This window comes from Pseudescherichia sp. (assembly GCF_032052675.1).
GTDB lineage: Bacteria > Pseudomonadota > Gammaproteobacteria > Enterobacterales > Enterobacteriaceae > Pseudescherichia.
Genome location: NZ_DAMBWA010000005.1, coordinates 171,316 through 193,095, shown reverse-complemented (window position 1 = coordinate 193,095; position 21,780 = coordinate 171,316). Strand labels below are relative to the sequence as shown.

At 54.7% G+C, this 21,780-nt stretch carries 16 protein-coding genes, 1 other RNA gene and 1 pseudogene; 11 read left to right on the top strand and 7 right to left on the bottom strand.

The window, feature by feature from the left end:
* Window positions 1-10: 10 nt before the first annotated feature.
* From RTX96_RS09380 to RTX96_RS09350, 7 genes and pseudogenes are all read left to right on the top strand, one after another.
* Window positions 11-175 (top strand): YdaE family protein, encoded by a 165-nt coding sequence (locus RTX96_RS09380; RefSeq protein WP_181016653.1) that lies wholly within the window; start codon window positions 11-13, stop codon window positions 173-175.
* Window positions 176-311: 136 nt separating this feature from the next.
* On the top strand, window positions 312-3,833 hold the full coding sequence (locus tag RTX96_RS09375) for a RecE family exodeoxyribonuclease (RefSeq protein ID WP_312670795.1): 3,522 nt from the start codon (window positions 312-314) through the stop codon (window positions 3,831-3,833).
* Window positions 3,808-4,957 (top strand): annotated as a pseudogene (locus RTX96_RS09370) (RecT family recombinase). Before RTX96_RS09375 ends, RTX96_RS09370 begins: the two are co-directional and overlap by 26 nt.
* A gap of 34 nt (window positions 4,958-4,991) precedes the next feature.
* Entirely contained in the window at window positions 4,992-5,168 is a 177-nt protein-coding gene (locus RTX96_RS09365; protein ID WP_312670794.1) for a hypothetical protein, read from the top strand.
* Complete coding sequence (locus RTX96_RS09360) at window positions 5,165-5,407, top strand: DUF4060 family protein (protein WP_312670793.1); 243 nt, start codon at window positions 5,165-5,167, stop codon at window positions 5,405-5,407. The genes RTX96_RS09365 and RTX96_RS09360 overlap by 4 nt, the downstream gene beginning before the upstream one ends.
* A 64-nt stretch (window positions 5,408-5,471) precedes the next feature.
* Entirely contained in the window at window positions 5,472-5,687 is a 216-nt protein-coding gene (xisR, locus tag RTX96_RS09355; protein WP_312670792.1) for an excisionase family protein, read from the top strand.
* Window positions 5,687-6,934, top strand: a complete 1,248-nt coding sequence (locus RTX96_RS09350) for an Arm DNA-binding domain-containing protein (protein ID WP_312670862.1) — start codon at window positions 5,687-5,689, stop codon at window positions 6,932-6,934. The genes xisR and RTX96_RS09350 overlap by 1 nt, the downstream gene beginning before the upstream one ends.
* 409 nt (window positions 6,935-7,343) lie before the next feature.
* Here the strand turns inward: RTX96_RS09350 and lpxP are convergent, their stop codons facing one another.
* The 3 genes from lpxP to RTX96_RS09335 form a co-directional block, all read right to left on the bottom strand.
* On the bottom strand, window positions 7,344-8,258 hold the full coding sequence (gene lpxP, locus RTX96_RS09345) for a kdo(2)-lipid IV(A) palmitoleoyltransferase (RefSeq protein WP_268108232.1): 915 nt from the start codon (window positions 8,256-8,258) through the stop codon (window positions 7,344-7,346).
* 211 nt (window positions 8,259-8,469) lie between these two features.
* Window positions 8,470-8,880 carry a 1,4-dihydroxy-2-naphthoyl-CoA hydrolase gene (gene menI, locus RTX96_RS09340; RefSeq protein WP_103821092.1) on the bottom strand — a complete coding sequence of 137 codons (411 nt, stop codon included), beginning with the start codon at window positions 8,878-8,880 and terminating at the stop codon, window positions 8,470-8,472.
* On the bottom strand, window positions 8,877-11,933 hold the full coding sequence (locus tag RTX96_RS09335; RefSeq protein WP_312670791.1) for an FAD-binding and (Fe-S)-binding domain-containing protein: 3,057 nt from the start codon (window positions 11,931-11,933) through the stop codon (window positions 8,877-8,879). Before RTX96_RS09335 ends, menI begins: the two co-directional genes overlap by 4 nt.
* 206 nt (window positions 11,934-12,139) lie before the next feature.
* Between RTX96_RS09335 and ydiK the strand changes: the two genes are divergently transcribed.
* Window positions 12,140-13,252: an AI-2E family transporter YdiK gene (gene ydiK / locus RTX96_RS09330; RefSeq protein WP_312670790.1), complete on the top strand. Its 1,113-nt coding sequence runs from the start codon at window positions 12,140-12,142 to the stop codon at window positions 13,250-13,252.
* Window positions 13,253-13,447: 195 nt separating this feature from the next.
* Window positions 13,448-13,555, top strand: an RNA gene (gene rprA, locus RTX96_RS09325) — antisense sRNA RprA.
* A 169-nt stretch (window positions 13,556-13,724) separates the two neighbouring features.
* Here rprA and RTX96_RS09320 read toward each other — a convergent pair.
* The 3 genes from RTX96_RS09320 to ppsA all read right to left on the bottom strand — a co-directional run bounded on the left by RTX96_RS09320 (window position 13,725) and on the right by ppsA (window position 17,895).
* Entirely contained in the window at window positions 13,725-13,907 is a 183-nt protein-coding gene (locus RTX96_RS09320; RefSeq protein WP_312670789.1) for a hypothetical protein, read from the bottom strand.
* 368 nt (window positions 13,908-14,275) lie between these two features.
* The gene (locus tag RTX96_RS09315; protein WP_312269929.1) at window positions 14,276-15,295 is read right to left on the bottom strand and encodes a hypothetical protein; all 1,020 of its coding nucleotides are present in this window, start codon (window positions 15,293-15,295) and stop codon (window positions 14,276-14,278) included.
* A 224-nt stretch (window positions 15,296-15,519) separates the two neighbouring features.
* Window positions 15,520-17,895, bottom strand: a complete 2,376-nt coding sequence (ppsA, locus tag RTX96_RS09310) for a phosphoenolpyruvate synthase (RefSeq protein WP_312670788.1) — start codon at window positions 17,893-17,895, stop codon at window positions 15,520-15,522.
* Between the two features lie 326 nt (window positions 17,896-18,221).
* Here ppsA and RTX96_RS09305 point away from each other — a divergent pair, with 326 nt between their 5' ends.
* Window positions 18,222-19,055, top strand: coding sequence for a pyruvate, water dikinase regulatory protein (locus tag RTX96_RS09305; protein ID WP_103821098.1), 834 nt, complete (start codon window positions 18,222-18,224; stop codon window positions 19,053-19,055).
* A 154-nt stretch (window positions 19,056-19,209) separates the two neighbouring features.
* On the top strand, window positions 19,210-20,256 hold the full coding sequence (gene aroH / locus RTX96_RS09300) for a 3-deoxy-7-phosphoheptulonate synthase AroH (RefSeq protein WP_103821099.1): 1,047 nt from the start codon (window positions 19,210-19,212) through the stop codon (window positions 20,254-20,256).
* 35 nt (window positions 20,257-20,291) lie between these two features.
* Here aroH and selO read toward each other — a convergent pair whose 3' ends face one another.
* Window positions 20,292-21,734, bottom strand: a complete 1,443-nt coding sequence (gene selO, locus RTX96_RS09295) for a protein adenylyltransferase SelO (protein ID WP_312670787.1) — start codon at window positions 21,732-21,734, stop codon at window positions 20,292-20,294.
* Window positions 21,735-21,780: the final 46 nt, after the last annotated feature.

Below are 21,780 nucleotides of genomic sequence, written 5' to 3'. Positions count from 1 at the left end.
GGAGTTGATGATGTGTAACTCGACCAAATGCGCGTACTGCCGCCAGCCGATTGAGCAAGGCAAGGAAGTAAAAAACGTATTGCTCTTCATTCGCGGCGCGCAGCTGGACCGCGAGCAACGCGATTACTGTTCTGTTCGCTGTGCTTCGTACGACCAGATGGCCCACGAAAGCTAACGTAAACCCGCGCAAGGCGGGATCTACGTCCGGTGCCACCGACCAAAGTACACCGGAATTTTTACCAAACCAAAACAACACCCAATGGGCGCTATCTATGGCCCGGGGATCTTACATCCAAAAATGAGGATCTGACATGGAATTTTTCTACTTAATCAAGGCAACGCAGAAGTCGGGGAAACCTGACGGCGTTATCTGGTTTAGTGCCAAAACCGAAGCACGCGCCGCCCTGACGCTCGACGTTGAGCTGGAAGAAGCTGGCATCGAAACTGGCCGCGGTAAGGACTACGTCAAGCCTGTGCGTACTGATTTCCCGGTGTTCAATGACCTGCCGGAAGAAAGCACCATCGATTACACCTGGTGCGAACGCTATACCCTGGCTGAAGACCAGCGCACCTGGAACGTGATCCCCGGCGCCGCATCGCAGGATGAAACCACCCTCTCCCCGGTGACCACCAGCGATGCGGATCTCCCTGCCGCGCCGGTAACCGCCACTGATTCCGCAAACGCCGGCAGCACCTCCCTGCTTGAAAATCGTACCCCGGCTGTCCGCTTCGCCGTGCATCTGTTGGGTGAAAAATACCTTTCGGAGATCAGCCAGGAGCAGCAGATTGTCGCCAACGAACTGGCAGCTGATGAAGAGAATGTTTACTTCCAGAGCCTGCTGCAGGCTAAAAATGACGTTCCTGAAATTGCCGAACTCAGCCTTCACGCTGAGTGGAAACTGGTGCAGGCCGTTAAAGACGTTTTCCCGCAGGATAAAGAACACGAACCCGCGCGGCTGTCAGCTTTCATGTCAAGCTGGATTACAGCCGAAGCAGGCGATCGCAACCAACTGGTTGAGGACTGGCTCAGCGGCAAGCTGCCCGCCCATGAACTCGCCGACACCAGCGAACCTGGTGAGGGTGAATATGTCTCTGATGAAGACGTTGTGCAGGAAGGTTCAGCCGTAGAAGCTACCCAGGTCCATGCTCTCGTACAGGCATTTCGTGAAAAAGACATGACCGAGCTGCACGCCGTCCCTACGCTGCCGTTCCGTCACCGTCTCCTCGCACAGTTTATCACCGAGAAAGAGTACGCGTACCACATCGACAACGAGCAGCTGACCACCGTTCGGCAGCTGGAAATGGACACCGATAACTCCTACGTGCAAAACCTGCTGCTGGCCGCAGAGAATGTCGAAGGAATGAAAAAGCTCCGTGACTTCGAATTCTGGAGGCTCACCGACGCTGTTAAGCGTGTGTTCCCAGCCGACAAAGCGACGCCTGATTTATCCCTGATGCTCCAGTTCATGAAGGCCTGGAAAACGACGGACTATATCGATCGTGGCCTGCTCACTAAGGAATGGATCAATGGTAACCGGGTATCAACCATTCAGCGCACGGACACAGGCACGAACGCCGGCGGAAATACCACCGATCGTAACCCGGACATGAAACACACTCTCGACACTCTCGATATTGAAATCGCGGCCGCCCTGCTGCCTATGGATTACAACATCTACGAGATCCCGGGCGGCGTGCTGCGCCGGGCGAAAGAAATCATCACCAATAAAGAAGAGCCCTGGAATTCGTGGAGTGCCCAGCTGCGCAAGACGCCTGGCGTACTCGATTTTTCACGCGCAGCCATTTTCGTCCTGATCCGCAATGCGCCTGAAGGCATCCATAACGAGACTCCGAAGCTGATTAGCTATATCGCGCAGAACGGCAAAGAAGTGGCGTTCATCCCTGATACAGGGAATGACGACAGCGAGGCACGCTGGCAGGCCATTGAGTCGATGCTGATCACCCCTACTGCTGCACCAGCTGAAGAGCCTGCATCTGAAGAAGTCGACAGCCAACTGGCGGATACGAACCACGTTATGCCGAAGTGGGTAAAAACCGAAGAGCAGCAGATTGTAGAAGAGCCAGGTAACAAAGTTCACAACTTACCGAAGTGGGCGGCAACTGCTGATGTTCAGCCTACGGTTGAGATCCTGGGCGGCGGCATGTTCTCCATCGATGGCCTGCTGGGTGAAAAAGCAAACCCGGTCATCAATACCCCCTCAAATGAAGTCGCAAAACAAGAAGTGGAGATCGTTGGCAATGTGCAGATGGAAGAGACTGACCCTGGCAAAGTCGAAGCTGGTGCTGAAGTACCAGCGGTCGAAGGTGCTGATGCAGCTGCTGGGCAAGCAGGCGGTGTGAGCCCGGCGGAGATCCTCGCCGCCGCTGCCCCGGAACTGGCGAGCAACGTTGCCGCCGAGCTGGACCAGAATATCGAACCTCTGAACCAGGATGAGCCGGAATTACCTCAAACCGAACCAGAAACGCCAGTAATCGAACCAGAAGTGGATATTCCCGAGCCAGAGGCCGCCGCGAAGGAATGGCCAGCGTATTTCGAGCCGGGCCGTTATGAGGGTCTGCCGAACGACGTTTACCACGCCGCGAATGGCATCAGCAGCACGATGGTAAAAGATGCCCGCGTCTCCCTGATGTATTTCGAAGCGCGCCACGTCACCAAGACCATAGCGCGCGAACGCTCCAAAGTCCTGGATATGGGGAATCTGGTGCATGCGCTGGCGCTGCAGCCGGAAACACTGGCCGCAGAGTTCAGCATCGAGCCGGAGATCCCGGAAGGTGCGCTCACTACCACGGCGACAATCCGCGCCTGCATCGACGAGTACAACGCCAGTCTGCCGCCGCAGCTGAGCGCTGACGATATCAAAGCGCTGCTGGAGGCTCATAACGCCACTTTGCCCGCTCCGCTGCCGCTGGGCGCAGCCGTAGACGAAACTGCAGAGAGCTATATGGCGCTGCCGGAGGATTTCCAGCGCATCGAGGCCGATAAGAAGCAGACCGCTGCAGCTATGAAGGCCTGCATCAAAGAGTACAACGCCACCCTGCCCGCGCCGGTGAAAACTACCGGAAGCCGCGACTCGCTGTTGGAGCAGCTGGCGATCGTCAACCCTGACCTGGTTGCGCAGGAGGCACAGAAGCCCGCGCCGCTGAAAGTGTCCGGTACCAAAGCCGACATGATTCAGGCGCTCAAGGCGGTCCGCCCGGATGCCGTATTCGCCGACGAGCTGCTGGACGCCTGGCGCGAAAACCCGGAAGGCAAGGTGCTGGTGACCAGCCAGCAGCTGGAAACCGCACTGGCCATCCAGAAAGCGCTGCTGGCGCACCCGACCGCTGGCATGCTGCTGACGCACCCGAACCGCGCCGTAGAGACCAGCTATTTCGGCATTGACGAAGAGACAGGCCTCGAAATCCGCGTGCGCCCGGATGTGGAAATTGACATCGATGCGGTGCGTATCGGCGCTGACCTGAAAACTATCAGCATGTGGAACGTTAAGCAGTCCGGCCTGCGCGCCCGTCTGCACCGGGAAATCATCGATCGCGATTATCACCTCAGCGCGGCCATGTACATGAGCGCCGCGGCGCTGGACCAGTTCTTCTGGATCTTCGTCAACAAAGACGAGGGCTACCACTGGATCGCCATCGTCGAAGCCAGCGAAGAGCTGATTGAGCTGGGCATGCTCGAGTATCACCAGACGATGAACCGCATCGCAAACGCGTTCGACACTGGCGTGTGGCCAGCGCCAATCACCGAAGACTACACCGACGAACTGAACGACTTCGACCTGCGCCGCCTTGAAGCGCTGCGTACTCAGGCATAAGGGGAATGACGATGGAAAACACCAATATCATCACAGCAGAACAGCAGGCACCGAACACCATTTCTGCCAGCAACGCTATTTTCAATGTGCAGGCGCTGAGCCAGCTTACTGCCTTTGCCAATCTGATGGCTGACTCTCAGGTTACCGTACCGGCTCACCTGGTAGGCAAGCCCGCCGACTGTATGGCGATTGTTATGCAGGCCATGCAATGGGGTATGAATCCCTATGCGATCGCGCAAAAGACACATCTGGTTAATGGTGTGCTGGGGTATGAAGCCCAGCTGGTTAATGCAGTGATTGCCAGCTCAAACGCTATTCATGGTCGCTTTCATTACCGCTACGGCGGTGAATGGGAACGCTGCACCAGAACGAGTGAAGTGACCAAAGAGAAAACCGGTAAGAACGGGAAATATACGGTTACCGAGCGCGTGCGCGGCTGGAGTGATGAGGATGAAAGTGGCCTGTTTATCCAGGTCGGGGCGATCCTGAGAGGTGAAAGCGAAATCACCTGGGGCGAACCGCTGTACCTTTCCGGCATCGTGACGCGTAATTCCCCACTGTGGGTTTCCAACCCGAAGCAGCAGATAGCCTATCTCGGGGTGAAATACTGGGCGCGACTGTATTGTCCGCATGTGATCCTAGGCGTTTACACGCCTGATGAAGTTGAGCAGCGTACCGAGCGGGAAATCAATCCTGCACCCGCCCAGCGCGTGAGCCTGGCTGATATCAAAGGTGACGGCGTAACAACCACTCACAGCGCGCAAGAGTCCACTGCAAACATCGATGCTCTGGCTGATGAATTGCGGGATCGCATTGAAGCGGCTCAGGACGTCGACAACGCCAAAGCAGTACGGGTGGATATCGAAGCGGCCAAAACTACTCTCGGTTCGGCCCTGTTCACTGAGCTGAAAAACAAAGCCGTGAAGCGCTACTACCTGGTTGATGCCCGTAACAAGGTGGAGGCGGCGATCAACTCCCTGCCCCAGCCCGGCGAGCCAGGTGCTGAAGAACAATTTGCTAAAGCCGAGCAGACACTGGCGGCGGCGAAGCGTCACCTGGGCGACGAGCTGTATGACCAGTTCGCCATTACCCTGGACGATATGAAGCCGGAATACGCGGCCTGATGGAGGCGGGAGGGGAAACCCTCCCGGTAACGAGATGAACGAGAAACAATCCCGCTGGAGCGATGAAGAGCTGAAGCTACTGCTGATGCACAGCAACCAGCAAATCTCAGAGCTGACCGGCCGGTCGCTGACCGAAGTGGCGGATCGCCGGCTGCTTGCGAATATCGAGCGGAACTGCTGGGACGTATTTGATCCGGAGGGTGCTGAGTGAGGCTAATCAACCGAAGCAAGAAGGATTCTCCGCTGGCCCGCCGGGCATGCGATGCCGCGCTGGCCCGTCATGTTGAGCGGTTCGGCGATTACGCCAGCCGAGCCACCAGCAGCAAATATACCGTTCAGGTGGATGGGGCAAAGATAACAGTTGAGATCGAGAACCGCAGCGCCAGCTATGTGGCCACGGCGATTACCGGCGCGCGACGTCTGCGCGCCCTCGCTGGCCGGATGTCTTGATATCGAAATATCATCAACGCGCGATCAGCATAGTTATACTCGTGCTGATCGCCAGGTACTTCATATGGCACAAATAATTTTCAATGAAGAATGGGTTGTTGAATCTCGCTTAGTCGAGAGAACCGGCCTCACCCCTCGCCAGATTAAAAGCTATCGTGCAGGTGCATGGGTAGAGGGTGTCCATTTTAAACGTTTACCTCAGTCAGCAGAGGCCAGTAAGGACCGTGCAGTCGTTTGGTATAACTTCCCAAAAATTAACCAGCTTGTTCAGGATGCATGATGCCCGCTTTGCCGACAGGTGTAGAAATTCATAATGGAAAACTACGGATATGGTTTCTCTATCGTGGGAAGCGGTGCCGGGAAACCTTAAAAGGTTGGACAGTTAATAACGCCAATATCAAAAAGGCAGGTAACCTACGCGCGTTAATAAGCGGTGAGATCCAGCTGGGTACATTCGACTACCAACAGCGATTCCCTGAGTCAAAGCTGCGCCCGGGCGAGGCAACCACCCAGAGCATCAAGAACTTCGGTGAGCTCTGCACTCTGTTTCTGTCAGTAAAAGAGATAGAGATATCAGCCGCCAGCTTTCAGAACCTGACATCCATCATCAATACGCTAAAGCGTATAGTTGGTGCTGGCACGCCGCTTGAGGATATCCAGCACAGTGACATTTTGAACTATCGACGTGAGCTTCTGTATGGCTCGGTCAAGAACTATAAGGCACCGTGGCTGAATAAAGACGGCCGCGCAGTGAATACCGTAAATTCGCGCATAAGCGCCCTATGCTCAATGCTGCGATTTGCTCATCAGAGTCGGTTTATTTCACATGCGCCTTACGAAAACGTAAAGCCATTAAAGAAGAGCCGGAACCTACCGGATCCACTGCTACACGATGAGTTTCAGCGCTTTCTCTCCGTACTTACAGATTTCCATGCGCGCATCTGGCGCTTAGCGGTCTTTACGGGGTTACGGCATGGTGAGATATGTGCGCTCGCATGGGAAGATGTGGATCTGGTTAAAGGGACAATTAATGTCAGCCGCAATATCACAAACAAAGGCTTATTCGTCCCGCCGAAAACAGCCGCGGGAGAGCGTACCATTACCCTGCTTAAACCCGCATTGATTGCACTTAAAGAGCAGTTTGAGCTGACTGGCAATACGGAGCAAACTGATATAATTTTTCACTACAGGGAACTGGGTAAGATAGAGAAGCAGTCGCTAACGTTTGTGTTCCGACCTAAAGCACAATCGAGAAGCAAAGCTGGCTTTTATTCAAAACGGTCTATCTCATACAGCTGGGAGCGAGGACTGGAAAAGGCCGACATCCGATACCGCCATCCCTACCAGTCCAGGCACACTTATGCGTGCTGGTCGCTTTCTGCTGGCGCAAACCCAGCATTCATAGCAAGCCAAATGGGGCATGAAAACGCGCGAATGGTTTACACCGTTTACTCTAAATGGATTGGCGACATGGACGATGATCAGGTAGGTCTGCTGGATCGGAAATTTAAGGCAATGTCCCTATAGTGCCCCCAAGATGATAAAGTTTTTATTATTTCCCATTAAAATCAGCAGCTTGATAGTAGTAAGTATAATTAATGCCTATTTATGCGATTAGGAAAGAAACATCTAAAATATTGCAGAGGCGAGTGATGATTTATCTGAAATTGATTAAAAGAGTGCTAAGGTGGGTTTCCACTCAACGGGCCGGAGGGGTCATCCCCAATCTGAAATTTAAGTGCCCCGTCTGCAACGGTTCTAAGTTTATCTTCACAACCTTTTGCCCTGACAAACATTATCCCCACGGAGCCGTCTGTTCCGTTTGCGGAGTCAAACTTACCGCCAAAACAACCATCCCGAAAAGGCGTCGATGGAAAAAAGTTGCTTGAATCAGGCCTCATGTGAGGCCTGTTAAACGACAGCTTTTATCTAAGCATCAAAGATAGAGGGAGGCTTCGCCCATAGGACGGGTTTTAAAGCGGCGGTGGATCCACAGATACTGTTCAGGAGCGCGCATAATCTCCCGCTCGATCACCCGGTTCATATAGCTGGCCGCTTCGAACTCATTATCTACCGGATAGTCGGTTATCGCCTTGCCGATATGCAGCTGATAGCCGGAGCCGTCAGGTTTGCGCACCATCGTCACCGTCAGCATCGCCGAACCAGAGAGGCGCGACAGCACGTAGGTACCGTTGGTTGTCGCAGCGTTTACGGAGAAGAACGGTGCAAAGGTGCTGCCTTTACGGCCATAGTCCTGATCCGGCGCAAACCACACCGCTTCACCTTTGCGCAGTGCGCTGACGAGGCCCTTCAGGTTACGACGGTCGATCATCGACTTATTCGAGCGCATACGGCCCCGGGTCTGCACCCACTCCATCACCGGACTGTTATGCTGGCGATAGGTAGCCATCATCGGCTGGCACAGCCCCATCACCCGACCGCCGAGCTCCAGCGACATAAAGTGCACGCCAACAACCATCACACCATTATATTTTTTCTGCGCTTCGACCAGGTTTTGATAGCCTTCCACGTCGAACCAGCGGCGCACGCGCTTGTCCGGCCAGAACCAGGCCATACCGGTCTCGATCAGCCCCATACCTAATGACATAAAGTTTCTTTCGATTAGCGTCTCACGCAGCGCAGGCGTCATCTCAGGGAAACAGAGTTCAAGGTTGCGCTGGGCGATGCTCTCTCGCCGCTTGAGAAACGGGCGCGCAATGCGACCAAGGCCGGTACCGAAGCGGTAGAGCACAGGATAAGGGAGTTGAACGAGAAGCCACAGAACGGCCAGACCAAACCAGGTCGACCAGTGACGAGGATGCAAAAAAGCGAGTTTGAATGAAGCGCACATAGCGTTGTTACCTTTAAGCTTATAGTAAGTAGCGCTTAAGGAAACAACGAATCCCTTCATTAGGTCAGTCAGCGTTACGGTCTTCGATTAAGACAATGGTATTAGCCGAAGATTCAATCCGCGCGGATTCTAGCACGTTTTTAAAAAAGCGCATCTGGGGAAGAAAAAAATAGATCGCGAGGTAGCGGCAGGCAGAACCTGCCGCAAAATTTTAGACTACGGCAGTGGTCAGACGCGATGAGCAGCACAGCCGATTCTGCTCATCCAGGATGTCAATCTGCCAGACCTGGTGGCGGCCGCCGACATGCAGTGCGGAACAGATGCCCCGCACCCGACCGCTGCGTACAGCGCGAATATGGTTGGCGTTGATCTCAATTCCTACCACGCTATGCTCGCCCTCGGTGCAGAGATAACCCGCCACCGAACCGAGGGTTTCCGCCAGCACCGCCGAGGCGCCGCCGTGCAGCAGACCAAACGGCTGATGCGTGCGGGCGTCGACGGGCATCGTGGCCTCGAGCACATCGTCACCGATGCGCTCGAAACGGATATCAAGCAACCCTACCATATTGCCCTCGCCCATCGCATTCAGCGCGTCGAGGGTAGCCGTACGTTTCCAGATCATCCCATTATCTCCAGCAATGCCTGTAGCGGATGGCGCACGCCGCTGCCCTCAATGCGTTTCACCTGGCTGCGGCACGAGTAGCCCGTCGCCAGACAGCGGTTGCGCGGCAGGCGCTGCATGGCCTGGTGCCAGGAGAGCTCGTAGATGCCCAGCGAGTTAGCATGGTTTTTCATCTCATGACCATAGGTCCCGGCCATGCCGCAGCAGCCAACGCTGACGTTTTCAAGCTTAGCGCCAAAGCGAGCAAAAATGTTTGCCCACTGTCCCGGCGCGCCCGGCAGAGCGGTAACTTCAGTACAGTGACCAAACAGGTACCATGCTTCGCCGCCTGGTATCCTGTCCTCATGAGATCCCAGCGCGCCAGGGAGCCACTCGTGCACCAGCTGAACGTTAAATTCACCGCGCTTGTCTCCCAGGGCCTGCTTATACTCATCGCGATAGCAGAGAACCAGCGCCGGATCGACGCCTACCATCGGCATTCCCAGCTGGGCGACCCGCGTGAGGAAGTCAGAGGTTTTTTGCGCCGTCTTAGCAAAGCGCGTCAGGAACCCTTTGATATGCTGAGCTTTCCCATTGGGAGAGAACGGCAGCAGCACCGGCTGGTAGCCCAGTTTCTCAACCAGTCGCACAAAATCACTTACCACCTGGGCATCGTAGTAGCTGGTAAAGGGATCCTGCACCACCAGCACCGTTTTGGCCCGCTCTTCTGCACTAAGCTGCTCGAGTTCATCGAGCGTCATGTTTGCCGAGCGGTGACCCACCATCTGCTGCTGCAGAGAGGGCACCGACAGCAGAGGCAGATCCACCATCCCAATGTGCGTGGCCGACAGGGATCGCACCCACGGCTGGCTCATAAAGAAGTTGAAAGTCTTTGGCGCTCGGGCCATCAGCGGGGCATAGCTCTCTACGCTGGCGATCACGTGGTCGCTCAACGGCCGTAGATAGCGGGTATGGTAAAGCTGAAGGAAGCGCGAGCGAAACTCCGGCACGTCAATTTTAATCGGGCACTGGGTCGAACAGGCCTTGCACGCCAGACAGCCAGACATCGCCTCTTTCACCTCGTGGGAGAAGTCATACTCACCGTGGCGGGCATGCCAGCTATTGCGGGTGCGTTCAATCAGGCTGCGCAGGCTGGCGCGTTTTTCCGGCAGCTCCTTCTCCAGCTTACCAGGATCGATACCGCGATCCGCCAGCAGCCGCAGCCATTCACGTACCAGCGTAGCGCGGCCTTTCGGGGAGTGAATACGGTTGCTGGTGATTTTCATCGATGGGCACATCGGACTTTTGGCATCGAAGTTAAAGCACAGGCCGTTGCCGTTGCACTCCATCGCGCCGCGCCATGAGGAGCGCACGCTGATAGGGATCTGTCGGTCAAAGGTGCCACGCTTCACGGCATCGACCTGCATCATCGGCGCATCGAGGCCCGCCGGTGGACAGATTTTACCTGGGTTAAGCCGGTTCTGCGGATCGAACGCCGCTTTGACCTTGCGCAGTTCGCCAAAGAGCTGCTCGCCAAAGAAGGCCGGACTGTATTCTGCCCGGAAGCCCTTGCCGTGTTCACCCCATAGCAGGCCGCCATACTTAGCCGTCAACGCCACTACCTCGTCGGAGATCTTTTTCATCAGCATCTCCTGCTGCGGATCGCACATATCCAGCGCCGGACGCACGTGCAGCACGCCTGCATCCACGTGACCAAACATGCCGTAGTTCAACCCGTGGCTGTCGAGCAGCGCGCGAAACTCAACGATGTAATCCGCCAGGTGTTCCGGCGGCACGCAGGTATCTTCCGCAAAGGGGATCGGTTTCGCCGCGCCTTTGGCATTTCCCAGCAGGCCGACCGCTTTTTTACGCATCGCATAGATACGTTCAATACCGGCCAGCTCGCTGCACACCTGCCAGCCAATCACCCCCCCCTCCTGGGCAGCAATCAGCCCATCCAGCCGTTGGCAGAGGGCATCCACCCGCGCGTCGATCAGCTCGACATCATCGCCAGCAAACTCAACGATGTTCAGCCCCAGCATGGTTTTATCCGGTACATCGGTGATCAAATCGTGCACGGAGTGCCAGACGATATCCTCCCGCGCCAGGTTAAGTACCGTAGAGTCAACGGTCTCAACAGACAGCGCCTGAGCCTCAACCATAAAGGGGGCGTTGCGTAGCGCTGAGTTAAAGGAGTCATACTTGACGTTGACCAGCCGGCGCACCTTCGGCAGCGGGGTGATATCGAGCCGCGCCTCGGTAATAAAGGCCAGCGTCCCCTCTGAGCCAGTCAGGATGCGGGTGAGATCGAAGGTGGTCATCTCATCATTGAAGACATGCCGCAGATCGTAGCCGGTCAGGAACCGGTTTAGCTTGGGAAACTTATCGATAATAAGTTGGCGATTATCGAGGCAGCTATCATAGACCGTTTTATAGATCCGCCCCTGCGCCGTCTGGGCCTGCCCAAGCGTGCGCGCCAGCTCCAGCGAGACCGGCTGCGTATCCAGCAGGTCGCCGCCCAGCAGCACAGCCCGCACGCCCAGCACGTGGTCCGAGGTTTTACCGTAGACCAGCGATCCCTGCCCGGAGGCGTCGGTATTGATCATGCCACCCAGCGTGGCACGATTACTGGTAGAGAGCTCCGGGGCGAAGAAGAAGCCGTAGGGTTTTAAAAACTGGTTAAGCTGATCCTTGATCACACCGGCTTCTACACGTACCCAACCCTTTTCCGGGTTTATCTCGAGGATGCGGTTCATATAGCGGGAGAGATCGACAATGATGCCGTGGTTTAGCGCCTGGCCATTCGTGCCCGTCCCCCCGCCGCGCGGCGTAAAGACCAGCGACTGGAAGCGGGCCTCACCGGCAAGCCGGGTGATCAGGGAAACATCGGCGGTAGAACGGGGAAAGACCACTGCATCGGGGAGAAGCTGGTAAATACTGTTATCGGTTGCCATTGTTAGCCGATCGGCATAATCCGTGGCGGTATCACCTGTAAAACCCTGTTGCTCCAGTGCCTGCAAAAAATTGAGCACCAGCTGAACGACGCCGGGTGCTTGAGAAATCTGTGGGATCATTACCGTTGACCCTGCCTGACTGTTAATGTTGTAAATGTATTGTTTGCGTTGTGCGTTTATCGTTGTATCACATTTTTTTACGCTACGCCCCTGTGAATTACGGGCAAAATAGCGCAGTCAAAACGCGCTGAATTAAACAGCCGTATTCGTGTATTAAACAGACGCTGCGCCGACGGTTCGGCGAATAAAAAAGGTGGATAGATCTTATGATCAACAGACGTCAGCCCGGAGATGTGGCTCAGATCCTGCTCTCGGTGCTGTTTTTAGCCGTTATGATCGTTGCCTGTTTATGGATAGTGCAACCCTTCATCCTCAGCTTTGCCTGGGCTGGCACCATTGTGATTGCCACCTGGCCGCTGTTTTTACGCTTCCAGCGCGTGCTGGCGGGCCGCCGCTCCCTGGCGGTGCTGTTTATGACCCTGATCTTAATTTTGGTGTTTGTTATTCCCATTGCGCTGCTGGTTAATAGCCTGGTCGATGGCAGCGGCCCGGTAATTCGCGCTATTACCTCCGGCGACCTGACCCCGCCGGATCTGGCCTGGCTCAGGAGTATCCCGCTGGTAGGCCATAATCTCTATCTTGGCTGGCATAATCTGCTGGATATGGGTGGCAGCGCGATTATGGCTAAGGTGCGACCCTATTTAGGCGCCACCACCACGTGGTTTGTTGGCCAGGCTGCGCACATTGGTAGATTTATGATGCACTGTGCGCTAATGCTCCTGTTCAGCGCCCTGCTGTTCTGGCGCGGGGAGCGCGTCGCACAAGGCGTTCGTCACTTTGCTACGCGGCTGGCCGGCAGGCGGGGTGATACCGCCGTGCTGCTGGCAGCCCAGGCGATCCGCGCCGTGGCGCTTGGCGTCGTCGTCACCGCGCTAGTGCAGGCGGTGCTAGGCGGCATTGGTCTGGCTATCACCGGCGTACCCTACCCGACCCTGTTTACGGTGATCATGATCCTCTCCTGCCTGGTACAGATTGGTCCGCTGCCGGTGCTTATTCCAGCCATTATCTGGCTCTACTGGAGCGGGGATACGACCTGGGGCACGGTGCTGCTGGTCTGGAGCTGCGTAGTCGGAACGCTGGATAACGTCATCCGCCCGGTGCTGATCCGCATGGGAGCCGATCTGCCGCTGATTCTTATCCTTTCGGGGGTTATTGGTGGGCTCATTGCCTTTGGCATGATCGGTCTGTTTATCGGTCCAGTTCTGCTCGCCGTATCATGGCGTCTTTTTGATGCCTGGGTTCGCGAAGTCCCTCCTCCAGGCGAGGTGAATGATAATCTGCTGGAACAGGTTAGCGATCACAAATTGAATAATAAATAGTCGTTAAAGCGGGGTAACCCGCTTTACTATTAAGCCCTGCTTATAAATTCTTTATATTTCCTTTCTGGTCGGACCCTTCAACCCACTATATATACGCTATATCTCCTATTTTGCTTGTCTCAAAATCGTAACTTATGGTTAACTATTGAGACGAATCTGATCGACGCTAATAAGGGGTATGCCTACTATTAAGGCACGGTTATAAATCAAGGCTTTGATTTATAAGCATGGAAATCCCCTGAGTGAAACAACGAATTGCTGTGTGTAGTCTTTGCCCTTCTCCCACGAAGGGCTTTTTTTTGTCTTTGAACCAAACGGTTAAGAACCATCCAACGTTGCATTAAGCATTGTTTGTTCTATCAGTAGGCTGCTTAAAGATGTTATGAACCGCCGTATCACTCTATGATCATGACATTTGTAACACTCTGTTAAAATAACGACCACGGTAAGACGGGTTTAGTCATTATTTTATTCAATAATCCTCATAACCCAGCGCAGCTCTTACAAATACATAAATAAGAAACAGCACTACATAGGTTTCCATTCCGAGGGCAGCGCAAAGTCCTACATCGAAAGAACGAACATCACCATCAATCAAACTGATGACGAAACCAATTAAGCCACCCGTAATTGCGCCAGCCCAGATGGTAAGCATTAAGTGCCCCATCCACACGGCGAAGTGCGTTGTTTTGATCGTTACGTGCTGCATTGTCAGTCTCTTAACTGTCAGAGAAACGTTATACCAAAATTTGGCATAACATTAATCGTTTACTTCTTATCCGAAGTATTATCGATGAATTATGTTTATGAGTGGATTGACTGTCAACATAGTCAGATTACTCTTAAGCACAAATACACCAAAACACCACAAATAGCTTAGGATAGTGTTATTGATGTTAGTGGTGAGTATAGCTTTTTGATACTGTGAAATAACCACTATGTTACCAATAAAATATTTTCACCCTAAAAATTGCATAAAAAAGCCAGACCGGGGTCTGGCTTTGAGTTCAATAACAGTCGAAATTATCGGGTGCGATCGTGTGCGGTTACCTGACGCGGCTGCGTGCGACGACCCACCATGCCCATTGCTCCCGCCAGCACGGCTTCAATCAGCAGCATAAAGAAGGTGAACCAGCTGGCTTTCGCCGTGGCGGCTGCCGCTTTCTCACCCGCTTCACGGGCTTTCTGCTCCGCCTGCGCTTTTAGCTCATCAAATTTCGCCCGCGCTTCCTGATAACTTTTTTCTGTCTGGGCAACTATCTGCTCCGCTTCGGCATCAGATTTACCGGTACGCGCCTGAATAATATTTTTCAGCGCTTCACGATCCGCAGCCTGGAAGGTGCTCTGATTTCTGTCGATTAAGCCTTTAATAAAACCGGCAATATCGGTATCAGCCGTCTGCGGCGTGTTAGCTGTCGCTGCCGCCTGGTTCTGAGCATTGTTGGCTTCATTCTGCGCCTGATTTTGCAGGGCCTCTGGCTGCAGCTCCGGTTTCCCCGTTTGTCGCAGCGTCGTTTCAAGCTCGTCCTGTAAACTGTCGAGATTAATATTATTCTCTGCGAGTTTTTCTTTCGCCATATCTTTAACTGACGGTGCAACCGCCGTGACGCCACTGCCTACCGCCTGCAAACCAGCCCCTAAAATATTCATGGCACCGGTGACCGCGCTGTTCGCCAGCATAACGACGAACCAGGCGCTAATGAGGGTGTTGACGCCAAACATCAGCAGACCATGCAAGGCACCCTCTCGCTGTGCCAGCCTGCCGCTGGCATACGCGCCCGCAGCAATGGCGATCAGCATGCTCAGGCCAGTCCAGATGGCCGCGCCCATGCCGATACCCCCCATCGGATCTTGCTCTTCCAGAGGATCGATAGTGCTGGCACCAATCGCGGTGCCGAGAATAGAAAGGATTAGGTAGAGCACCATTGAAATAATGACACCGGCAAACACTGCACTCCATGAAATACGTTTTAGGGGGACGCCTCTACCCGGCGTATATATGTCATCGTAATCGTTTCGGACATGTACATGTTGATCGGCCATCTTTTCTTCTCCCTTATAACCTTACGGCTTATGTCGCAATTTTCGACGGTTAAAAAAAATAGAGCTGGAATGGCTTCAGCTTTAGCCTCTGTAAGGGTAGTTCGATATGGCTAAATAAACCAAGGTGTCGTCACATCAACAGAAATTGTTTCGACCAAAGACAAATCGGTAACAAATAAAAAAGCCTCCCCGCGCTGGGGAGGCTTTAAGAAGATGATGAACTATTACTTGATTTCAGCGAGGCTTAGCCAGGTCTGAACCACGGTATCCGGGTTTAACGACAGGCTATCGATACCCTCTTCCATCAGCCAGGCGGCAAAGTCCTCATGGTCGGATGGGCCCTGACCACAGATACCTACATATTTGCCCTCTTTTTTCGCCGCGCGGATCGCCATTGACAGCAGCGCTTTTACCGCTTCGTTGCGTTCGTCAAAGAGTTCGGAGACGACGCCGGAGTCGCGATCCAAGCCCAGCGTCAGCTGCGTCATATCGTTCGAGCCGATAGAGAAGCCGTCGAAGTGCTCCAGGAACTGCTCCGCCAGCAGAGCGTTGGACGGGATTTCGCACATCATGATCACCTTCAGCCCGTTCTCGCCGCGCTTCAGGCCCTGACGTGCCAGCTCGTCTACCACCGCTTTTGCCTGCTCAACGGTACGGACAAATGGGATCATAATCTCGACGTTAGTCAGCCCCATATCGTTACGCACGTGTTTTACCGCCTCGCACTCCAGGGCAAAACAGTCGCGGAAGCTGTCAGAGACGTAGCGACCCGCGCCGCGGAAGCCCAGCATCGGGTTCTCCTCTTCCGGCTCGTAGCGCTCCCCACCAACCAGATTTGCGTACTCGTTGGATTTAAAATCGGAGAGCCGCACGATAACGCGCTTCGGCCAGAAGGCTGCACCAAGGGTAGCAATGCCCTCACTCAGTCGCCCGATATAGAAGTCCTTCGGTGATTTGTAGCCCTTCATCATCTCGCGAATTTCGTTTTGCAGGCCGGGTTCCTGCTCGTCGAACTCCAGCAGCGCCCGAGGATGCACGCCGATCATGCGGTTAATGATGAACTCCAGGCGCGCCAGACCAACGCCTTCGTTTGGCAGGCAAGCGAAATCAAATGCGCGATCCGGATTGCCGACGTTCATCATGATCTTCAGCGGCAGGTCCGGCATGGTGTCAACGCTTGAGCTTTTCACGCTGAAGTCGAGCATCTCAGCGTAAACATAGCCGGTATCACCTTCCGCACAGGAGACGGTGACCTTTTCGCCATCGCGAATGCGGTCGGTCGCATCACCGCAGCCCACGACCGCAGGAATGCCCAGTTCACGGGCAATGATTGCCGCGTGACAGGTACGTCCGCCGCGATTGGTCACGATGGCTGCCGCTTTTTTCATGATCGGTTCCCAGTCAGGGTCGGTCATGTCCGTTACCAGCACATCGCCGGGCTGGATGCGGTTCATTTCGCTGATATCGTGGATAACTTTTACCGGCCCTGCACCGATACGGTGTCCAATGGCGCGGCCTTCGACAACCACCTTGCCCTGAGCGTGAAGCGTATAACGCTCCATGACCTGGCCACGGGAGCGCACGGTCTCCGGACGCGCCTGCACGATAAAGAGCTTGCCGGTATGGCCATCTTTAGCCCACTCGATATCCATCGGACGACCGTAGTGCTGCTCAATCAGTACTGCCTGCTTCGCCAATGCCTGAACTTCATCGTCGGTCAAAGAGAACACATCGCGATCGGCCTCTGGCACATCCTCAATGCGTACCTGCTTACCGTGCTCCTGGCTCGGCGCATAGACCATACGGATTTTTTTAGACCCCATCGTCCGGCGCACGATGGCCGGGCGATCGTTTGCCAGCGTTGGCTTATGCACGTAGAACTCGTCCGGGTTAACCGCGCCCTGTACGACCATTTCGCCTAAGCCCCAGGCAGAAGTGATAAACACGACCTGATCGAAGCCGGATTCGGTGTCGATCGAGAACATAACGCCAGAGGAGGCTAAATCAGAGCGCACCATGCGCTGCACGCCCGCAGAGAGCGCTACGCCGCGATGGTCATAGCCCTGATGCACGCGGTATGAGATAGCGCGATCGTTAAACAAGGAAGCAAAGACGTGCTTAACTGCCACCAGCACCGCATCGTAGCCCTGAACGTTCAGGAAGGTCTCCTGCTGACCAGCGAACGAGGCATCCGGCATATCCTCTGCCGTAGCAGAGGAGCGCACGGCAAACGACGCCTCGGCGTCACCCTCTGAGAGTTGGTCATAGGCTTCATGAATGGCTTTTTCCAGCTCTGGCTGGAAAGGCGTATCAATAATCCACTGCCGGATCTGCGTGCCGGCCTTTGCCAGTTCGCCAACGTCATCAATGTCCGTGTTATCCAGCAGTTCATAGATACGCTGGTTGACGCCGCTTTGGTCAAGAAACTGATTAAACGCATCCGCCGTGGTGGCGAACCCGTTCGGGACCGATACCCCAGTTTCAGACAAATTCGTGATCATTTCGCCCAGGGAGGCATTTTTGCCCCCAACGCGGTCAACATCATTCATACCGAGTTGGTTATACCAGAGCACCAGCGGTGACGAGCCATTGTTGGACATCGGACAATCCTTTTATGATATATGATTGAGTTAGCAACACCTGACGTACCTATTTATCCTGGCATAACTGGCTCGCTTAAAAAAACGGTGAATCGTTCAAGCAAATTTATTTTTCTATTTTTCGGACAGTTTCACGCTATTTTGTAACCCGCTGATTCGCTTGCACTCTTTTTGAAATTATCTGTATACATGAAAAATAAAAGTGAAATGCACATTTTAGTAAAAATAAAAACACCATTTCATTTTGTGAAAGCAGAGGATGCGCAGTAGTATGGTACATAACTTATTTCAAGCCTTAACACCATCACGCTAACGGGGGATAAAAAATGGAAAATTCAGCCGATCGCCAGGTGTTTTATATATCAGATGGGACGGCCATAACGGCAGAAGTCCTCGGGCATGCGGTTATGTCGCAGTTTCCCGTTGCCGTTCATAGCATCACGCTCCCCTTTGTGGAAAACGTCCAGCGCGCAAATGCGGTCAAGGAGCAGATAGACGCCATTTTCCAGCAGACGGGCGTCCGTCCGCTGGTCTTCTACTCTATTGTGACACCGGAGATCCGCAGTATCATTACCCAGAGCCAGGGCTTCTGCCAGGATATCGTGCAGGCGCTGGTGGCCCCGCTACAGCAGGAGCTTAAGATCGATCCTACACCGATTACGCACCGCACCCACGGGCTTAACCCGGGCAATCTGACGCGTTATGATGCGCGTATCGCCGCCATTGATTATACCCTCGCCCATGATGACGGCATCTCGATGCGCAACCTTGAGCAGGCACAGGTCATCTTGCTGGGGGTCTCCCGCTGCGGCAAAACGCCGACCAGCCTCTATCTGGCGATGCAGTTTGGTATCCGCGCCGCCAACTATCCCTTTATTGCCGATGACATGGATAACCTCGTGCTCCCCGCGGCGTTAAAGCCGCTACAGCATAAGCTTTTTGGCCTGACCATTAATGCTGAACGCCTGTCGGCTATCCGCGAAGAGCGTGTCGAAAACAGCCGCTATGCATCAATGCGCCAGTGCCGACTTGAGCTGGCCGAGGTAGAAGCCCTTTATCGTAAAAATAATATTCCTTATCTGAACAGCACCAACTATTCGGTTGAGGAGATCGCTACCAAGATCCTCGATATCATGAAGCTAAATCGCAGCATGTACTAATTAGCTAGTACGGAGAGCCATTTTCCGCTATCATTGCCCGCAGAATTGTGATGTGCATCACCCTCATACTTGAAAACATCAAGGATTGGTTTATCGTGATGCCCATTACTTCCGGCACTTTTGCCGTTGAAGCAGCCCATTTCTGAGATAAGTCATGAATAAAACTGATGAACTCCGCACTGCGCGCATTGAGAGCCTGGTAACGCCAGCCGAACTGGCCGAGCGGTACCCTGTCTCCAGACAGGTTGCGGAACATGTTAACGCCTCCCGTCGGCGGATTGAGAAAATTTTAAATGGTGAAGATCGCCGTCTGCTGGTGATTGTAGGTCCCTGCTCCATCCACGATCTTGATGCCGCGATAGAGTATGCTCGCCGATTACAGGCGCTGCGCGAAAAGCATCAAGATACGCTTGAGATTGTCATGCGTACCTATTTTGAGAAGCCCCGCACCGTTGTGGGTTGGAAGGGACTGATCTCCGATCCGGATCTCAACGGCAGCTACCGGGTCAATCACGGTATGGAGCTGGCGCGTTCGCTACTGTTACAGGTTAATGAGCTGGGCGTCCCCACCGCGACCGAGTTTCTCGATATGGTGACCGGACAGTTTATTGCCGATCTTATTAGCTGGGGCGCAATCGGCGCGCGCACTACAGAGAGTCAGATCCACCGGGAGATGGCCTCTGCGCTCTCCTGCCCGGTAGGCTTTAAAAACGGTACGGATGGCAACACCCGTATTGCGGTTGACGCTATTCGCGCATCGCGGGCGAGCCACATGTTCCTGTCGCCGGATAAGAATGGGCAGATGACCATCTACCAGACCAGCGGTAACCCCTACGGCCATATTATTATGCGCGGCGGAAAAACGCCTAACTACCACGCCGAGGCGATTGCCGAGGCCTGCGATACCCTGAGCGAGTTCTCTCTGCCCGAGCATCTGGTGGTGGATTTCAGCCACGGCAACTGCCAAAAGCAGCATCGCCGTCAGCTGGAAGTATGCGATGACGTGTGTCAGCAGATCCGAAACGGCTCAACGGCCATTGCCGGTATTATGGCGGAGAGTTTCCTGCAGGAAGGAACACAGAAGATTGTCGCCGGACAGCCGCTTACCTATGGACAGTCGATCACCGACCCCTGTCTGCACTGGGAAGACACCACTCTGCTGGTAGAGAAGCTCTCTGCCGCAGTGGCCACGCGCTTCTGAAAGTTTGCCCGCCACCGCTGCGGCGGGCAAGCTCTTTAACTTGAACAGCTCACTTCCAGATGTTTACCCCAGTCGGGCGGTCGGCTAACGTAGTCATCGCTACGATCGCTAAAGGGATCGCGTAATGCCTGATGCAGACGCTCCAGCTCCTGGGTATCGCCCTTCTCGGCATCGCTAATGGCCCGCTGGGCCAGCCAGTTACGCAGTACCAGCGCGGGGTTAACCTCTTTCATCCGCCGCTGGCGCTCGGCATCGTCAATCTGTTCGCTTTGCAGCCGCGCCCGGTAGTCGCTAAACCAGGTGTCAAACGCGCCACGATCGATAAACTCATCGCGCAGCGGCGAGCTGGCGCTGTGCTGTTCGGTGACGCTTAGCATACGGAATGTCCGGGTATAGTCGCTGCCTTCCCGCGCCATCAAGGCAAACAGGGCGTTTAGCAGTTCATTATCGCCGCGCTGCTCGGTGAACAGCCCAAGCTTACTACGCAGCAGCTTACCGTACTGCGTCAGCAGAACCTGCTGATACTCATCCAGCATGCTGTTCAGCGTGTCGACATCAATAAAGGGCGAGAGCGTCTGGGCAAGGCGCTGAAGATTCCACAGGCCAACCGCAGGCTGATTATCAAAGCGATAACGTCCCTGATAGTCGGAGTGATTACAGATAAAGCCGGGCTGGTAGTCATCCAGGAAGCCGTACGGACCGTAGTCTATGGTCAAGCCAAGAATCGACATGTTGTCGGTATTCATTACGCCATGCGCAAAACCAACCGCCTGCCACTGGGCGATTAGCGTTGCGGTACGCGCCACCACATCCCGCAGCCAGAGCACATATTTGTCACTCTCCTCAGCAAGATGTGGCCAGTAGTGGCGAATGGCAAAATCAGCCAGCTGACGGACCTTCTCTGGTTCACGGCGATAATAGAAATGTTCAAAATGGCCGAAACGCAGATGGCTTTCGGCAATCCGCATCAGCATGGCCCCCTGCTCGGTCGTCTCTCGCGCCACCGGCGTGTCGCTGGTGGCTATCGCCAGCGCCCGGGTAGTCGGGATCCCGAGGTAGTGCATCGCCTCGGAGGCCAGGCTTTCGCGAATGGTTGAGCGCAGTACGGCGCGCCCGTCGCCCATGCGGGAATAGGGAGTTTGTCCAGCGCCCTTAAGATGCCAGTCGACCGTTTTGCCGTCGGCCAGTAGCTGCTCGCCAAGCAAAATGCCACGGCCGTCGCCCAGCTGCCCCGCCCAAACGCCAAACTGATGGCCGCTGTAGACCTGCGCCAGCGGCGACATACCCGGCAGCAGCGTTTCACCACCCCAGACGCCCGCCCCCTGCTCAGGCGTAAAGAGCGCATCCGGCACGCCCAGCTCCTGGGCCAGCGCAGCGTTGTGCCACAGTACGCGCGCATTGCGCAGCGGCGTAGGGGAAAGCGAAGTATAAAATCCCGGCAGCTCATCGCGCCAGCGTGTCGTAAATGTAAGGGTCATGGTTCCTCCTCTGTCTGTAGTGTAGAAGGTATCAGGAGGAATAAAC